A 12,832-nucleotide genomic window follows, 5' to 3' on the forward strand; every position below is an offset into this window, starting at 1 on the left:
AGCTGACATGCAATTAAATGTAAATGACGCTCAAGCGATCGAAGTTTCCGAACTGACTTTCGGCGGCGAATTCAACGAGACGCTGGTTCACCAAGCAGTCGTGGCCTACATGGCCGGCGGCCGTCAAGGTAGCAAGCAGCAAAAGACCCGTTCCGACGTTCGTGGTGGCGGTAAGCGCCCTTGGCGTCAGAAAGGTACTGGCCGTGCTCGTGCCGGTACTATCCGTAGCCCAATCTGGCGTGGCGGCGGTACCACTTTCGCAGCTCGTCCACAGGATCACTCTCAGAAGCTGAACAAGAAGATGTATCGCGCAGCAATGCGTTCCATCCTTGCTGAGCTGGTGCGTACTGATCGTCTGGTCGTGGTTCAGGACTTCGCTGTTGAAGCACCGAAAACCAAAGATCTGCTCAACAAGCTGAATGGCATGGGTCTGACTGATGTCCTGATCGTGTCTGAAGGTGTTGATCAGAACCTGTACCTGGCTGCTCGTAACCTGCCACACGTTGATGTACGTGACGTGCAAGGTTCCGATCCAGTTAGTCTGATCGCATACGACAAGGTGTTGATCACCGTGTCGGCCGTGAAGAAATTCGAGGAGCTGCTGGGATGAACCAGGAACGCGTATTTAAAGTTCTGCTTGGCCCGCACGTTTCCGAGAAGGCTACGGTTCTGGCAGACAAGAAAGGCCAGTTCGTTTTCAAGGTTGCTACTGATGCAACCAAGCTGGAAATCAAGAAGGCCGTCGAAAGCCTGTTCAGCGTGAAAGTTGAGCGTGTTACTACCCTGAACGTTCTGGGTAAGAGCAAGCGCACCGCTCGCGGCGTGGGCAAGCGTAATGACTGGAAGAAGGCAGTAATCTCCCTTCAGCCAGGCCAAGATCTCGATTTCAGCAGCAGTGCTGAGTAAGGAAGGGGTGCATCATGGCAATCGTTAAATGCAAACCGACTTCCCCTGGCCGCCGTCATGTGGTCAAGGTGGTCAACCAGGAGCTGCATAAAGGCGCTCCTCACGCACCGCTGCTCGAGAAGAAATCGAAGTCTGGTGGTCGTAACAACAATGGCCGTATTACCACTCGTCACATCGGTGGTGGTCATAAGCAGCATTACCGTATGGTCGACTTCCGTCGCAACGACAAAGATGGCATTCCAGCCACTGTTGAGCGTATCGAATACGATCCAAACCGTACTGCTCACATCGCTCTGATGCTGTACGCAGACGGCGAGCGCCGCTACATCATCGCCCCTAAAGGCGTGAGTGCTGGCGACCAGCTGATTTCGGGTGCTTTGGCCCCAATCAAGCCGGGTAACTCGTTGCAACTGCGCAGCATTCCAGTTGGTAGCACCGTACACGGCATCGAATTGAAGCCGGGTAAAGGCGCGCAAATCGCACGTTCCGCTGGTGCTTCGGCTCAGCTGGTCGCTCGTGATGGTGTCTATGTGACCCTGCGTCTGCGCTCTGGTGAAATGCGTAAAGTCCTGGCTGAATGCCGTGCGACCCTGGGTGAAGTCTCGAACTCCGAGCACAGCCTGCGTTCGCTGGGTAAAGCTGGTGCCAAACGCTGGCGTGGCGTTCGCCCAACCGTTCGTGGTGTTGCCATGAACCCGGTTGACCACCCACATGGTGGTGGTGAAGGTCGTACCTCTGGTGGTCGTCATCCGGTATCGCCATGGGGCTTCCCGACTAAGGGCGCGAAGACTCGTGGTAATAAGCGTACCGACAAAATGATCGTCCGTCGTCGCAAGTAAATAGAGGGATACGACAGTGCCACGTTCTCTGAAAAAAGGTCCTTTTATTGATCTTCACCTACTGAAGAAGATCGAAGTGGCGGCGGAAAAGAACGATCGCAAACCGGTGAAAACCTGGTCGCGTCGTTCGATGATCCTGCCACAAATGGTCGGTCTGACCATCGCTGTGCATAACGGTCGTCTTCATGTCCCAGTTCTCGTGAACGAAGACATGGTTGGCCATAAACTAGGCGAGTTTGCCGGTACCCGCACTTATCGTGGGCACGTGGCAGACAAGAAAGCCAAGCGTTAAGGGGTAAGGAACGATGGAAGTAGCCGCTAAGTTGTCGGGCGCTCGAATCTCCGCCCAGAAAGCCCGCTTGGTCGCCGACCAGATCCGCGGGAAGAAGGTGGGCGAAGCGCTCAACCTGTTGGCTTTCAGCAACAAGAAAGCCGCCGAGATCATCAAGAAAGTGCTGGAGTCGGCCGTAGCCAACGCCGAGCATAACGAAGGCGCAGACGTTGACGACTTGAAAGTCGCCACCGTTTTCGTCAACGAAGGGCGTTCGCTGAAGCGCATCATGCCGCGTGCCAAAGGCCGCGCTGATCGCATCGTCAAGCGGTCTTGCCATATCACTGTCAAGGTTGCTGACAAGTAACGGAGTCGAAGAGATGGGTCAGAAAGTACATCCCATTGGCATTCGCCTGGGAATCGTCAAGGAGCACACCTCCGTCTGGTACGCAGACGGCCGGACTTATGCGGACTACTTGTTCGCTGATCTGAAGGTGCGTGAATACCTCCAAGACAAACTAAAAAGCGCGTCCGTAAGCCGTATCGATATCCATCGTCCGGCCCAAACTGCACGTATCACCATCCACACCGCTCGTCCAGGTATCGTTATCGGGAAGAAAGGTGAAGATGTTGAGAAACTGCGTCAGGACCTGACCAAGCAAATGGGTGTGCCTGTGCACATCAATATCGAAGAGATCCGCAAGCCGGAACTCGACGGTATGCTGGTTGCGCAGAGCGTAGCTCAGCAGCTGGAGCGTCGTGTAATGTTCCGTCGCGCGATGAAACGCGCTGTACAGAACGCTATGCGCATTGGTGCCAAAGGCATCAAAATCCAAGTGAGCGGTCGTCTCGGCGGTGCTGAAATCGCACGTACTGAATGGTATCGCGAAGGTCGTGTGCCATTGCACACCCTGCGTGCCGACATCGACTATGCCAACTACGAAGCTCACACCACTTACGGTGTGATCGGTGTAAAGGTTTGGATCTTCAAAGGCGAAGTAATTGGTGGTCGCCAAGAAGAACTGAAGCCACAAGCACCAGCGCCTCGTAAAAAAGCTGCTAAGTAAGGGGTACGCCAAATGTTACAACCTAAGCGTACGAAGTTCCGCAAGCAAATGACTGGCCACAACCGTGGCTTGGCATTGCGCGGTAGCAAAGTCAGCTTCGGCGAATACGCGCTGAAGTCTGTTGCTCGTGGTCGTCTCACCGCTCGTCAGATCGAATCAGCGCGTCGTGCACTGACCCGTCACGTTAAGCGTGGCGGCAAGATCTGGATCCGTGTATTCCCGGACAAGCCTATTTCCAAGAAGCCCCTAGAAGTTCGTATGGGTAAAGGTAAGGGTAACGTGGAATATTGGGTTGCCCAGATTCAGCCAGGCAAAGTCCTGTATGAAATCGAGGGTGTTACTGAAGAGCTGGCGCGTGAGGCTTTCGCCCTGGCTGCTGCAAAGCTGCCGCTCGCCACCTCCTTTGTTAAACGGACGGTGATGTGATGAAAGCGAATGAACTTCGTGAAAAATCCGCACAGCAGCTGAACGAGCAACTGCTCGGCTTGCTGCGCGACCAGTTCAATCTGCGTATGCAGAAAGCAACTGGCCAGTTGGGGCAGTCGCATCTGCTCTCGCAAGTTAAGCGTGACATCGCTCGCGTGAAGACTGTGCTCAAACAGCAGGCAGGTAAGTAATCATGGCTGAAGCCGAAAAGACTGTCCGTACGCTGACTGGCCGTGTTGTCAGCGACAAGATGGACAAAACCATCACCGTACTGATCGAGCGTCGCGTTAAGCACCCGATCTACGGTAAATACGTTAAGCGTTCGACTAAGCTGCACGCGCACGACGAAACCAATCAGTGCCACATCGGCGACAAAGTCACTATTCGTGAAACTCGTCCGATGGCCAAGACCAAGTCTTGGGCCCTGGTTGATGTTCTCGAACGCGCTGTGGAAGTCTAAGGACTAGGGGTCGGAGAAATTATATGATTCAGACTCAATCCATGCTCGATGTGGCCGATAACAGCGGCGCACGCCGCGTTATGTGCATCAAGGTGCTGGGTGGCTCCCATCGTCGTTACGCTGGTATCGGTGACATCATCAAAGTTACCGTGAAGGAAGCAATTCCTCGCGGTAAAGTGAAAAAAGGCCAAGTGATGACTGCTGTTGTAGTCCGCACTCGTCACGGCGTACGTCGTGCTGATGGCTCCATTATCCGCTTTGATGGCAACGCTGCTGTTCTTCTGAACAACAAGCAAGAGCCGATCGGCACCCGTATCTTTGGGCCAGTGACCCGTGAACTTCGTACTGAGAAGTTCATGAAGATCGTCTCGCTCGCCCCAGAAGTGCTGTAAGGAGATCCGACATGCAAAAGATTCGTCGTGACGACGAGATCATCGTGATCGCCGGCAAAGACAAAGGTAAGCGCGGTAAGGTGCTTAAGGTTCTCGCTAACAACCGTCTGGTTATTGGCGGTCTGAACCTGGTTAAGCGTCATACCAAGCCTAACCCGATGTCGGGCGTACAAGGCGGTATCGTCGAGAAAGAAGCTCCACTGGACGCTTCTAACGTGGCCATCTTCAACAGCGAAACCAGCAAAGCAGATCGCGTTGGTTTCAAAGTAGAAGAAGGCAAAAAAATTCGTGTCTTCAAGTCGACCCAAAAAGCGGTTGATGCTTGAACACTGCTAGGTAGATGAGACCATGGCACGACTAAAAGAGATTTACCGGAAGGAAATCGCTCCGAAACTTAAGGAAGAACTTAAGCTTTCGAACGTGATGGAAGTTCCGCGCGTTACCAAAATCACCCTGAACATGGGTTTGGGCGAAGCGATCGGTGATAAGAAAATCATCGAGCACGCTGTAGCTGATTTGGAAAAAATCACGGGTCAAAAATGTGTAGTGACCTACGCTCGCAAGTCCATCGCAGGCTTCAAAGTTCGCGAAGGCTGGCCGATCGGCGTTAAGGTTACTCTGCGCCGTGAGCGTATGTACGAATTCCTGGATCGTCTGCTGTCGATCTCCCTGCCTCGGGTACGCGACTTCCGCGGCCTGAATGCCAAGTCCTTCGATGGTCGTGGTAACTACAGCATGGGCGTTAAAGAGCAGATCATCTTCCCGGAAATCGACTACGACAAAATCGATGCTCTCCGCGGTCTGGACATTACCCTGACCACCACTGCTCGGACGGATGATGAAGGTCGCGCCTTGCTGCGTGCTTTCAAATTCCCGTTCCGCAACTGATTGGAGTAGGACCATGGCTAAGATGAGCATGAAAAACCGCGAGCTGAAACGTCAGCTCACGGTTGCCAAGTTCGCCAAGAAGCGTGCAGCACTGAAAGCTATCATCGTGGATCTGAACGCAAGTCCAGAAGCACGTTGGGAAGCTCAAGTTGCTCTGCAGAAGCAGCCACGTGACGCAAGCGCTGCGCGCATGCGTAACCGCTGCCGCCTGACTGGCCGTCCGCATGGTGTTTACCGCAAGTTCGGCCTTGGCCGTAACAAATTGCGTGAAGCAGCAATGCGTGGCGACGTACCAGGTCTGGTTAAAGCCAGCTGGTAAGGCGTACAGGCAAAGTTACCCCTGTCAGGGTTGCAAGATCCTGACAGCCGGTGACCTTGAATATGAATCAAGCCCCTATTGGGGCTTGATTCATTTCTGGCGTGTGTCTAGAATGACCGGCTCGCCTGAGCCCGTGCTTTTTAAGCATTGAGTACTCGGCGACAGTTGTAGCCGCAAGGCTAATTCTTTTTGTATCAGGAGCGTCTAGCCCATGAGTATGCAGGACCCGTTAGCGGACATGCTAACTCGAATCCGTAATGCCCAGATGGCTGAAAAGTCCGTCGTAAGCATGCCATCTTCCACGTTGAAGGTAGCTGTAGCCAAAGTTCTCAAAGACGAAGGTTACATCGCGGATTATCAGATCAGCAGCGAAATCAAGCCACTGCTGTCTATCGAGCTGAAGTACTTCGAAGGCCGTTCGGTTATCGAAGAAGTTAAGCGCGTTAGCCGTCCAGGCCTGCGTCAGTACAAGTCCTCCGAAGATCTGCCGAAAGTTCGTGGCGGTCTGGGTGTGTCTATCGTCTCCACCAGCAAAGGTGTGATGACGGATCGTGCTGCGCGCGCTGCCGGTGTCGGCGGCGAAGTTCTTTGCACTGTGTTCTAAGGGGGGATAAGCATGTCACGCGTCGCTAAGAACCCCGTTAAGCTGCCAGCTGGTGTCGAAGTAAAATTCGCCGGCCAACAGCTTTCGGTGAAGGGTGCCAAGGGTACTCTAGAACTGAACATCCATTCGTCCGTTGAGATTGTTGAAGAAGCTGGTGAGCTGCGTTTCGCTGCTCGCAATGGCGATCAACAAACTCGCGCAATGGCTGGTACCACTCGTGCGTTGGTAAACAACATGGTCCAAGGCGTAAGCCAAGGCTTCGAGCGCAAGCTCCAGCTGGTCGGTGTTGGTTACAAAGCGCAAGCAAAAGGCACAGTGCTGAACCTGGCTCTTGGCTTCTCGCACCCAGTGGATTACGAGTTGCCGGAAGGCATCACCGCTGAGACTCCTAGCCAAACCGATATCCTGATCAAGGGTATTGATAAGCAGCTGGTAGGTCAGGTGGCCGCTGAGATCCGCGGTTTCCGTCCGCCAGAGCCTTATAAAGGCAAGGGTGTACGTTACGCGGACGAAGTCGTCCGTCGTAAAGAAGCCAAGAAGAAGTAGGGCATAGCAAATGACCGACAAAAAAGTTACTCGCCTGCGCCGCGCTCGCAAAGCACGTCTGAAAATGCACGAACTAGAAGTCGTGCGTCTCTGCGTGTTCCGCTCGGCACAGCACATATACGCCCAGGTCATCTCGGCCGACGGCAGCAAAGTCCTGGCAAGCGCCTCGACTTTGGACAAAGAACTGCGTGATGGTGCCACTGGCAACATCGACGCGGCCACAAAGGTTGGCCAGCTGGTCGCTACGCGTGCAAAAGCCGCTGGCGTCTCGCAGGTGGCTTTCGACCGCTCTGGCTTCAAGTACCACGGCCGCGTGAAAGCGCTGGCTGAGGCTGCTCGTGAAGCTGGGCTGGAGTTCTAAGTTATGTCAAATAACGACCAAAAGCGCGACGAAGGCTACATCGAGAAGCTGGTTCAAGTTAACCGCGTAGCCAAAACCGTTAAAGGCGGCCGTATCTTCACTTTCACCGCGTTGACCGTGGTTGGTGATGGTAAAGGGCGCGTTGGCTTCGGCCGTGGCAAGTCACGTGAAGTGCCTGCTGCGATCCAGAAGGCAATGGAAGCTGCTCGCCGCAACATGATCCAAGTGGACCTGAACGGCACCACTCTGCAGTACGCCATGAAATCCGCCCACGGCGCTTCCAAGGTTTACATGCAGCCTGCTTCTGAAGGTACCGGTATCATCGCTGGCGGCGCTATGCGTGCTGTCCTCGAAGTTGCTGGCGTTCAGAACGTACTGGCTAAGTGCTACGGCTCGACTAACCCGGTAAACGTGGTTCACGCCACTTTTAAAGGTTTGAAAGCTATGCAGTCTCCTGAATCTATTGCCGCCAAGCGTGGCAAAAGCGTCAAGGAGATCTTCTGATCATGGCTACCGTTAAAGTAACGCTGATCAAAAGCATGACCGGCCGCATCCCTAACCACAAACTGTGCGTTAAGGGTCTGGGTCTGCGTCGCATCGGTCACACTGTAGAAGTACTTGATACTCCCGAGAATCGCGGGATGATCAACAAGGCTTACTACATGCTGCGTGTAGAGGGTTAATCGATGAAACTCAATGATCTGAGTCCAGCGCCGGGTTCCCGTCGCGAAAAGCATCGTCCGGGCCGTGGTATCGGTAGTGGTTTGGGTAAGACTGGTGGCCGTGGTCACAAAGGTCAGACTTCCCGCTCCGGTGGCACCATCGCTCCAGGCTTTGAAGGCGGCCAACAGCCACTGCATCGCCGTCTGCCTAAGTTCGGTTTCGTATCCCTGAAAGCCATGGATCGCGCAGAAGTGCGTTTGTCCGAGCTGGCTAAAGTGGAAGGCGACATCGTAACTGTGCAGACCCTGAAAGATGCCAACGTGATCAACGTCAACGTACTGCGTGTGAAAATCATGCTGTCCGGTGAAGTGACTCGCGCTGTCACAATCGGCAAGGGAATCGGCGCCACCAAAGGTGCGCGTTCGGCTATCGAAGCAGCTGGCGGCAAGTTCGAGGAATAAATGGCTAAGCAAGGTGCTCTCTCAGCGCTCAGCAAAGGCGGGTTATCCGAGCTCTGGGCTCGACTGCGTTTTCTATTCCTGGCGATTATCGTCTACCGGATAGGCGCACACATCCCAGTTCCAGGTATTAACCCGGACCGGCTGGCGGACCTGTTTCGACAGAATGAGGGGACCATACTTAGCTTGTTCAACATGTTTTCCGGCGGCGCGCTGGAGCGGATGAGTATTTTTGCGCTGGGGATCATGCCGTACATTTCGGCATCGATCATCATGCAGCTTATGTCCGCTGTCAGCCCGCAACTGGAGCAGTTGAAGAAGGAAGGTGAAGCTGGCCGTCGCAAGATTAGCCAGTACACCCGCTACCTCACTGTCGTTCTTGCTCTTGTCCAGGCTATTGGCATGTCCATTGGTCTGGCAGGGCAGGGCGTAGCGTTCACTGGTGACCTGGGCTTCCATTTCGTTGCAGTAACCACGTTTGTGGCGGGTGCAATGTTCATGATGTGGCTGGGTGAGCAGATTACTGAGCGTGGTGTTGGCAACGGTATCTCGATGTTGATTTTTTCGGGTATCGTCGCCGGTCTTCCGAGAGCAATCGGGCAGTCTTTCGAGTCTGCACGTCAGGGCGATATCAATATCTTCGCCCTGGTTGCTATCGGTTTGCTGGCAGTAGCGATTATCGGTTTTGTGGTGTTCATTGAGCGTGGCCAGCGTCGTATTGCTGTTCACTACGCCAAGCGTCAGCAGGGCCGCAAGGTGTTTGCTGCGCAGACTAGCCACCTACCGCTGAAAGTGAATATGGCCGGCGTTATCCCGGCTATTTTTGCGAGCAGCATTTTGCTGTTCCCGGCTTCGCTGGGTGCCTGGTTCGGTCAGTCTGAAGGTATGGGCTGGTTGCAGGACATCTCGCAGTCGATCGCTCCTGGTCAGCCGTTGAATATTCTGCTGTTTAGTGCAGGGATTATTTTCTTCTGCTTCTTCTATACGGCGTTGATGTTCAATCCGAAAGACGTAGCGGAAAACCTGAAGAAGTCCGGTGCCTTTATTCCGGGTATCCGTCCAGGTGAGCAGTCGGCACGCTATATTGATGGCGTTTTGACTCGTTTGACTCTGTTCGGTGCTCTTTATATGACGGCCGTGTGCCTGTTGCCCCAGTTCCTGGTGGTTGCGGCAAACGTTCCGTTCTACCTTGGCGGGACCTCGTTGCTGATCGTTGTTGTGGTTGTTATGGACTTCATGTCCCAAGTACAATCGCACCTCGTTTCGCACCAGTACGAATCCCTGATGAAGAAAGCCAACCTGAAGGGCTACGGCAGCGGCATGCTCCGCTGAAGTACTACCCCGTAAGGTGAGAGGAGTTGGTGATGAAAGTTCGTGCATCGGTGAAAAAGCTGTGCCGTAACTGCAAGATTATTCGCCGCGAAGGTGTTGTTCGGGTAATTTGCAGCGCGGAACCACGTCACAAACAGCGCCAAGGCTGAGTGTGATCTGTTTGAAGCCCAGCAGCTAGTGCGCTGCTGGGTTGATTATTTGTTATTACAGCGATATTATCTCGCGCCCTATTTCTTGGCTTCCGGGGCGTAGGTAGCTGTCAATTGGAGTCCCACTGAATGGCCCGTATTGCAGGCGTTAACATTCCAGATAACAAGCACACTGTTATCTCGCTGACCTACATCTATGGTGTTGGTCGCACTACCTCACAGAAAATCTGTGCGGATGCTGGTGTAAACCCAGCCGCTAAGATCAAGGATCTGAGCGACGAGCAGATTGAGTTGCTGCGTGGCGAAGTGGCGAAGTTCACCACTGAAGGTGACCTGCGTCGTGAAGTCAACATGAAAATCAAACGCTTGATGGACCTGGGCTGCTACCGCGGTCTGCGCCATCGTCGTGGTCTTCCAGTGCGCGGTCAGCGTACCAAGACCAACGCGCGTACTCGCAAAGGTCCGCGTAAGCCGATCCGCAAGTAATCGCACCAGCGAATCGACAGGAATTTAGTCATGGCAAAACCTGCTGCTCGTCCTCGTAAAAAAATTAAAAAGACAGTGGTTGATGGCATCGCCCACATCCACGCGTCTTTCAACAACACCATCGTGACCATCACGGATCGTCAGGGTAACGCGCTTTCTTGGGCTACCTCTGGTGGTTCGGGTTTCCGCGGTTCACGCAAGTCCACCCCGTTCGCTGCTCAAGTAGCTGCTGAACGTGCTGGTCAAGCTGCGCTGGAATATGGCCTGAAAAACCTTGACGTTAACGTCAAGGGCCCAGGTCCAGGTCGTGAGTCCGCTGTCCGTGCTTTGAACGGCTGTGGCTATAAGATCGCCAGCATCACCGACGTGACGCCAATCCCGCACAACGGGTGCCGTCCGCCGAAGAAGCGCCGCGTGTAATCAGGAGACTGTAAAGAATGGCTCGTTACATTGGTCCAAAATGCAAACTGGCACGTCGTGAAGGCACTGATCTCTTCCTGAAGAGTGGTGTGCGCGCTATCGAATCGAAGTGCAATATTGAAGCTGCTCCAGGCATCCACGGCCAACGCCGCGGTCGCCAATCCGACTACGGTACCCAACTGCGTGAAAAGCAGAAGGTCCGTCGTATCTACGGCGTTCTCGAGCGTCAGTTCAGCGGCTACTACAAACAAGCTGCTGGCAAAAAAGGTGCAACCGGTGAAAACCTGCTGCAACTGCTCGAATGCCGCCTGGATAACGTCGTATACCGTATGGGTTTCGGTTCTACTCGTGCCGAATCTCGTCAGTTGGTATCGCACAAGTCGATCAGCGTTAACGGTCAGACCGTAAACGTTCCGTCCTACCAGGTTCGTGCTGGTGACGTGGTCGCTATCCGCGAGAAAGCAAAGAACCAGCTTCGCATTGTCCAAGCTCTCGATCTGTGTGCCCAACGTGGCCGCGTAGAATGGGTAGAAGTAGACACTGAGAAGAAGTCGGGCGTTTTCAAGAACGTTCCTGCTCGCAGTGATCTGTCCGCCGACATCAACGAAAGCCTGATTGTCGAGCTCTACTCCAAGTAAGGGCTAGAAAATAGGTGCATCCATGCAGATTTCGGTAAATGAGTTCCTGACACCTCGCCATATTGATGTGCAAGTTGTCAGTCCAACCCGCGCTAAAATCACTCTCGAGCCTCTCGAGCGTGGTTTTGGCCACACCCTGGGCAACGCGCTGCGCCGCATCCTGTTGTCCTCAATGCCAGGCTGTGCAGTAGTCGAGGCCGAGATTGACGGTGTGCTCCACGAGTACAGCGCCATCGAAGGTGTACAGGAAGACGTAATTGAAATCCTGTTGAACCTTAAAGGTCTGGCTATCAAGCTGCACGGCCGTGACGAAGTTACGCTGACCTTGTCGAAGAAGGGTTCGGGGGTGGTTACCGCTGCCGATATTCAGCTGGATCATGATGTCGAGATCGTTAATCCCGATCACGTAATCGCCAACCTGGCGTCTAACGGCGCCTTGAACATGAAGCTCACCGTAGCTCGTGGTCGTGGTTATGAACCAGCAGACTCGCGTCAGAGCGATGAAGACGAAAGCCGCAGCATTGGTCGCTTGCAGCTGGATTCTTCGTTCAGCCCGGTTCGCCGTATCGCATACGTGGTGGAAAACGCCCGTGTCGAGCAGCGCACTAACCTGGACAAGCTGGTTATTGATCTGGAAACCAACGGTACACTGGATCCTGAAGAGGCCATTCGTCGTGCTGCAACCATCCTGCAACAGCAGTTGGCTGCATTCGTCGACCTCAAAGGTGACAGCGAGCCAGTGGTAATCGAGCAGGAAGACGAGATCGATCCGATCCTGCTTCGTCCTGTTGACGATCTGGAACTGACCGTGCGTTCGGCCAACTGCCTTAAGGCGGAGAACATTTACTACATTGGTGACCTGATTCAGCGCACCGAAGTAGAACTGTTGAAGACTCCGAACCTGGGCAAGAAATCCTTGACTGAAATCAAGGACGTTCTGGCCTCCCGTGGTCTGTCCCTCGGCATGCGCCTCGACAACTGGCCGCCTGCAAGTCTTAAGAAGGACGACAAGGCGACTGCCTGATCGTCGTAATCACCGAACGTTGTGTTTGGTAAGGAATGAACCATGCGTCATCGTAAAAGTGGTCGTCACCTGAGCCGCACTAGCTCGCACCGCAAGGCTATGTTTCAAAACATGGCAGTGTCGTTGTTCGAGCACGAGCTGATCAAAACGACTCTGCCGAAAGCCAAAGAACTGCGTCGCGTTGCTGAGCCGCTGATTACTCTGGCCAAGATTGATTCTGTTGCTAACCGCCGTCTGGCCTTCGACCGTACTCGTTCGAAAGCCATGGTTGGTAAGCTGTTCAACGATCTGGGCAAGCGTTATGCAACTCGTGAGGGTGGCTACCTGCGCATCCTCAAGTGCGGTTTCCGCGCTGGCGACAACGCGCCTATGGCGTACGTCGAGTTGGTTGATCGTCCAGTTGGCGGTGAAGCTGTATCCGCTGAGTAAGACGTCAGTCTCTACAAAGAACCGGGCCTAGTGCCCGGTTTTTTGTGCGCGTTCGATTATCATTATCTATTGATCCTGATCATTTAATGCATTTGCCCATGTGTAGTTCATGGTCAATACTCCTCGTCAGCCGATTAGCCGGCAGTACAAAGAC

Annotated in this window: 26 protein-coding genes; all 26 read left to right on the forward strand. The window is 53.9% G+C overall.

What is annotated here, in order from left to right; translation table 11 throughout:
* Positions 1-7: 7 nt before the first annotated feature.
* Positions 8-610, forward strand: coding sequence for a 50S ribosomal protein L4 (gene rplD / locus BFC21_RS21140; protein ID WP_016779176.1), 603 nt, complete (start codon positions 8-10; stop codon positions 608-610).
* Entirely contained in the window at positions 607-906 is a 300-nt protein-coding gene (rplW, locus tag BFC21_RS21145; RefSeq protein ID WP_003444375.1) for a 50S ribosomal protein L23, read from the forward strand. The genes rplD and rplW overlap by 4 nt, the downstream gene beginning before the upstream one ends.
* Positions 907-920: 14 nt before the next feature.
* On the forward strand, positions 921-1,745 hold the full coding sequence (gene rplB, locus BFC21_RS21150; RefSeq protein WP_016779177.1) for a 50S ribosomal protein L2: 825 nt from the start codon (positions 921-923) through the stop codon (positions 1,743-1,745).
* Between the two features lie 16 nt (positions 1,746-1,761).
* Positions 1,762-2,037 carry a 30S ribosomal protein S19 gene (gene rpsS, locus BFC21_RS21155; RefSeq protein WP_003232420.1) on the forward strand — a complete coding sequence of 92 codons (276 nt, stop codon included), beginning with the start codon at positions 1,762-1,764 and terminating at the stop codon, positions 2,035-2,037.
* A gap of 13 nt (positions 2,038-2,050) precedes the next feature.
* On the forward strand, positions 2,051-2,383 hold the full coding sequence (gene rplV / locus BFC21_RS21160) for a 50S ribosomal protein L22 (protein WP_003444373.1): 333 nt from the start codon (positions 2,051-2,053) through the stop codon (positions 2,381-2,383).
* 13 nt (positions 2,384-2,396) lie between these two features.
* Entirely contained in the window at positions 2,397-3,083 is a 687-nt protein-coding gene (rpsC, locus tag BFC21_RS21165; RefSeq protein WP_003176422.1) for a 30S ribosomal protein S3, read from the forward strand.
* 12 nt (positions 3,084-3,095) lie between these two features.
* Positions 3,096-3,509, forward strand: coding sequence for a 50S ribosomal protein L16 (gene rplP / locus BFC21_RS21170; protein WP_016779178.1), 414 nt, complete (start codon positions 3,096-3,098; stop codon positions 3,507-3,509).
* Positions 3,509-3,700: a 50S ribosomal protein L29 gene (rpmC, locus tag BFC21_RS21175; protein WP_003444371.1), complete on the forward strand. Its 192-nt coding sequence runs from the start codon at positions 3,509-3,511 to the stop codon at positions 3,698-3,700. Before rplP ends, rpmC begins: the two co-directional genes overlap by 1 nt.
* Before the next feature lie 2 nt (positions 3,701-3,702).
* Complete coding sequence (gene rpsQ / locus BFC21_RS21180; protein WP_003194644.1) at positions 3,703-3,969, forward strand: 30S ribosomal protein S17; 267 nt, start codon at positions 3,703-3,705, stop codon at positions 3,967-3,969.
* Positions 3,970-3,992: 23 nt separating this feature from the next.
* Positions 3,993-4,361 carry a 50S ribosomal protein L14 gene (gene rplN, locus BFC21_RS21185; protein ID WP_002555479.1) on the forward strand — a complete coding sequence of 123 codons (369 nt, stop codon included), beginning with the start codon at positions 3,993-3,995 and terminating at the stop codon, positions 4,359-4,361.
* Between the two features lie 11 nt (positions 4,362-4,372).
* Positions 4,373-4,687 carry a 50S ribosomal protein L24 gene (gene rplX, locus BFC21_RS21190; protein WP_016779179.1) on the forward strand — a complete coding sequence of 105 codons (315 nt, stop codon included), beginning with the start codon at positions 4,373-4,375 and terminating at the stop codon, positions 4,685-4,687.
* 22 nt (positions 4,688-4,709) lie between these two features.
* On the forward strand, positions 4,710-5,249 hold the full coding sequence (gene rplE, locus BFC21_RS21195) for a 50S ribosomal protein L5 (protein ID WP_003444368.1): 540 nt from the start codon (positions 4,710-4,712) through the stop codon (positions 5,247-5,249).
* 13 nt (positions 5,250-5,262) lie between these two features.
* Positions 5,263-5,568 carry a 30S ribosomal protein S14 gene (gene rpsN, locus BFC21_RS21200; protein ID WP_003444367.1) on the forward strand — a complete coding sequence of 102 codons (306 nt, stop codon included), beginning with the start codon at positions 5,263-5,265 and terminating at the stop codon, positions 5,566-5,568.
* 211 nt (positions 5,569-5,779) lie between these two features.
* Positions 5,780-6,172 carry a 30S ribosomal protein S8 gene (gene rpsH, locus BFC21_RS21205; protein WP_003444366.1) on the forward strand — a complete coding sequence of 131 codons (393 nt, stop codon included), beginning with the start codon at positions 5,780-5,782 and terminating at the stop codon, positions 6,170-6,172.
* A 12-nt stretch (positions 6,173-6,184) separates the two neighbouring features.
* Positions 6,185-6,718: a 50S ribosomal protein L6 gene (gene rplF, locus BFC21_RS21210; protein ID WP_016779180.1), complete on the forward strand. Its 534-nt coding sequence runs from the start codon at positions 6,185-6,187 to the stop codon at positions 6,716-6,718.
* Between the two features lie 10 nt (positions 6,719-6,728).
* Positions 6,729-7,079 (forward strand): 50S ribosomal protein L18, encoded by a 351-nt coding sequence (gene rplR, locus BFC21_RS21215; protein WP_016779181.1) that lies wholly within the window; start codon positions 6,729-6,731, stop codon positions 7,077-7,079.
* A gap of 3 nt (positions 7,080-7,082) precedes the next feature.
* A complete protein-coding gene (gene rpsE / locus BFC21_RS21220) occupies positions 7,083-7,583 on the forward strand; it encodes a 30S ribosomal protein S5 (protein WP_003186035.1) in 501 nt (166 codons plus the stop codon).
* A gap of 2 nt (positions 7,584-7,585) precedes the next feature.
* Positions 7,586-7,762: a 50S ribosomal protein L30 gene (gene rpmD, locus BFC21_RS21225; protein ID WP_003186033.1), complete on the forward strand. Its 177-nt coding sequence runs from the start codon at positions 7,586-7,588 to the stop codon at positions 7,760-7,762.
* 3 nt (positions 7,763-7,765) lie between these two features.
* A complete protein-coding gene (gene rplO, locus BFC21_RS21230) occupies positions 7,766-8,203 on the forward strand; it encodes a 50S ribosomal protein L15 (RefSeq protein ID WP_016779182.1) in 438 nt (145 codons plus the stop codon).
* Complete coding sequence (secY, locus tag BFC21_RS21235) at positions 8,204-9,532, forward strand: preprotein translocase subunit SecY (RefSeq protein ID WP_029611193.1); 1,329 nt, start codon at positions 8,204-8,206, stop codon at positions 9,530-9,532.
* A gap of 32 nt (positions 9,533-9,564) precedes the next feature.
* Positions 9,565-9,681 (forward strand): 50S ribosomal protein L36, encoded by a 117-nt coding sequence (gene rpmJ, locus BFC21_RS21240; RefSeq protein ID WP_002555468.1) that lies wholly within the window; start codon positions 9,565-9,567, stop codon positions 9,679-9,681.
* A gap of 129 nt (positions 9,682-9,810) precedes the next feature.
* Positions 9,811-10,167 carry a 30S ribosomal protein S13 gene (gene rpsM, locus BFC21_RS21245; RefSeq protein WP_016779184.1) on the forward strand — a complete coding sequence of 119 codons (357 nt, stop codon included), beginning with the start codon at positions 9,811-9,813 and terminating at the stop codon, positions 10,165-10,167.
* Between the two features lie 30 nt (positions 10,168-10,197).
* Complete coding sequence (gene rpsK, locus BFC21_RS21250) at positions 10,198-10,587, forward strand: 30S ribosomal protein S11 (RefSeq protein WP_007924177.1); 390 nt, start codon at positions 10,198-10,200, stop codon at positions 10,585-10,587.
* Between the two features lie 17 nt (positions 10,588-10,604).
* Complete coding sequence (gene rpsD / locus BFC21_RS21255) at positions 10,605-11,225, forward strand: 30S ribosomal protein S4 (RefSeq protein WP_003444359.1); 621 nt, start codon at positions 10,605-10,607, stop codon at positions 11,223-11,225.
* A gap of 22 nt (positions 11,226-11,247) precedes the next feature.
* Positions 11,248-12,249, forward strand: coding sequence for a DNA-directed RNA polymerase subunit alpha (rpoA, locus tag BFC21_RS21260; protein ID WP_003176403.1), 1,002 nt, complete (start codon positions 11,248-11,250; stop codon positions 12,247-12,249).
* A 42-nt stretch (positions 12,250-12,291) separates the two neighbouring features.
* The gene (gene rplQ, locus BFC21_RS21265; protein ID WP_016779185.1) at positions 12,292-12,678 is read left to right on the forward strand and encodes a 50S ribosomal protein L17; all 387 of its coding nucleotides are present in this window, start codon (positions 12,292-12,294) and stop codon (positions 12,676-12,678) included.
* The last annotated feature ends 154 nt before the right edge of the window (positions 12,679-12,832 follow it).

Origin of the sequence: Pseudomonas sp. TMW 2.1634 (assembly GCF_001703595.1) — a bacterium.
GTDB lineage: Bacteria > Pseudomonadota > Gammaproteobacteria > Pseudomonadales > Pseudomonadaceae > Aquipseudomonas > Aquipseudomonas fragi.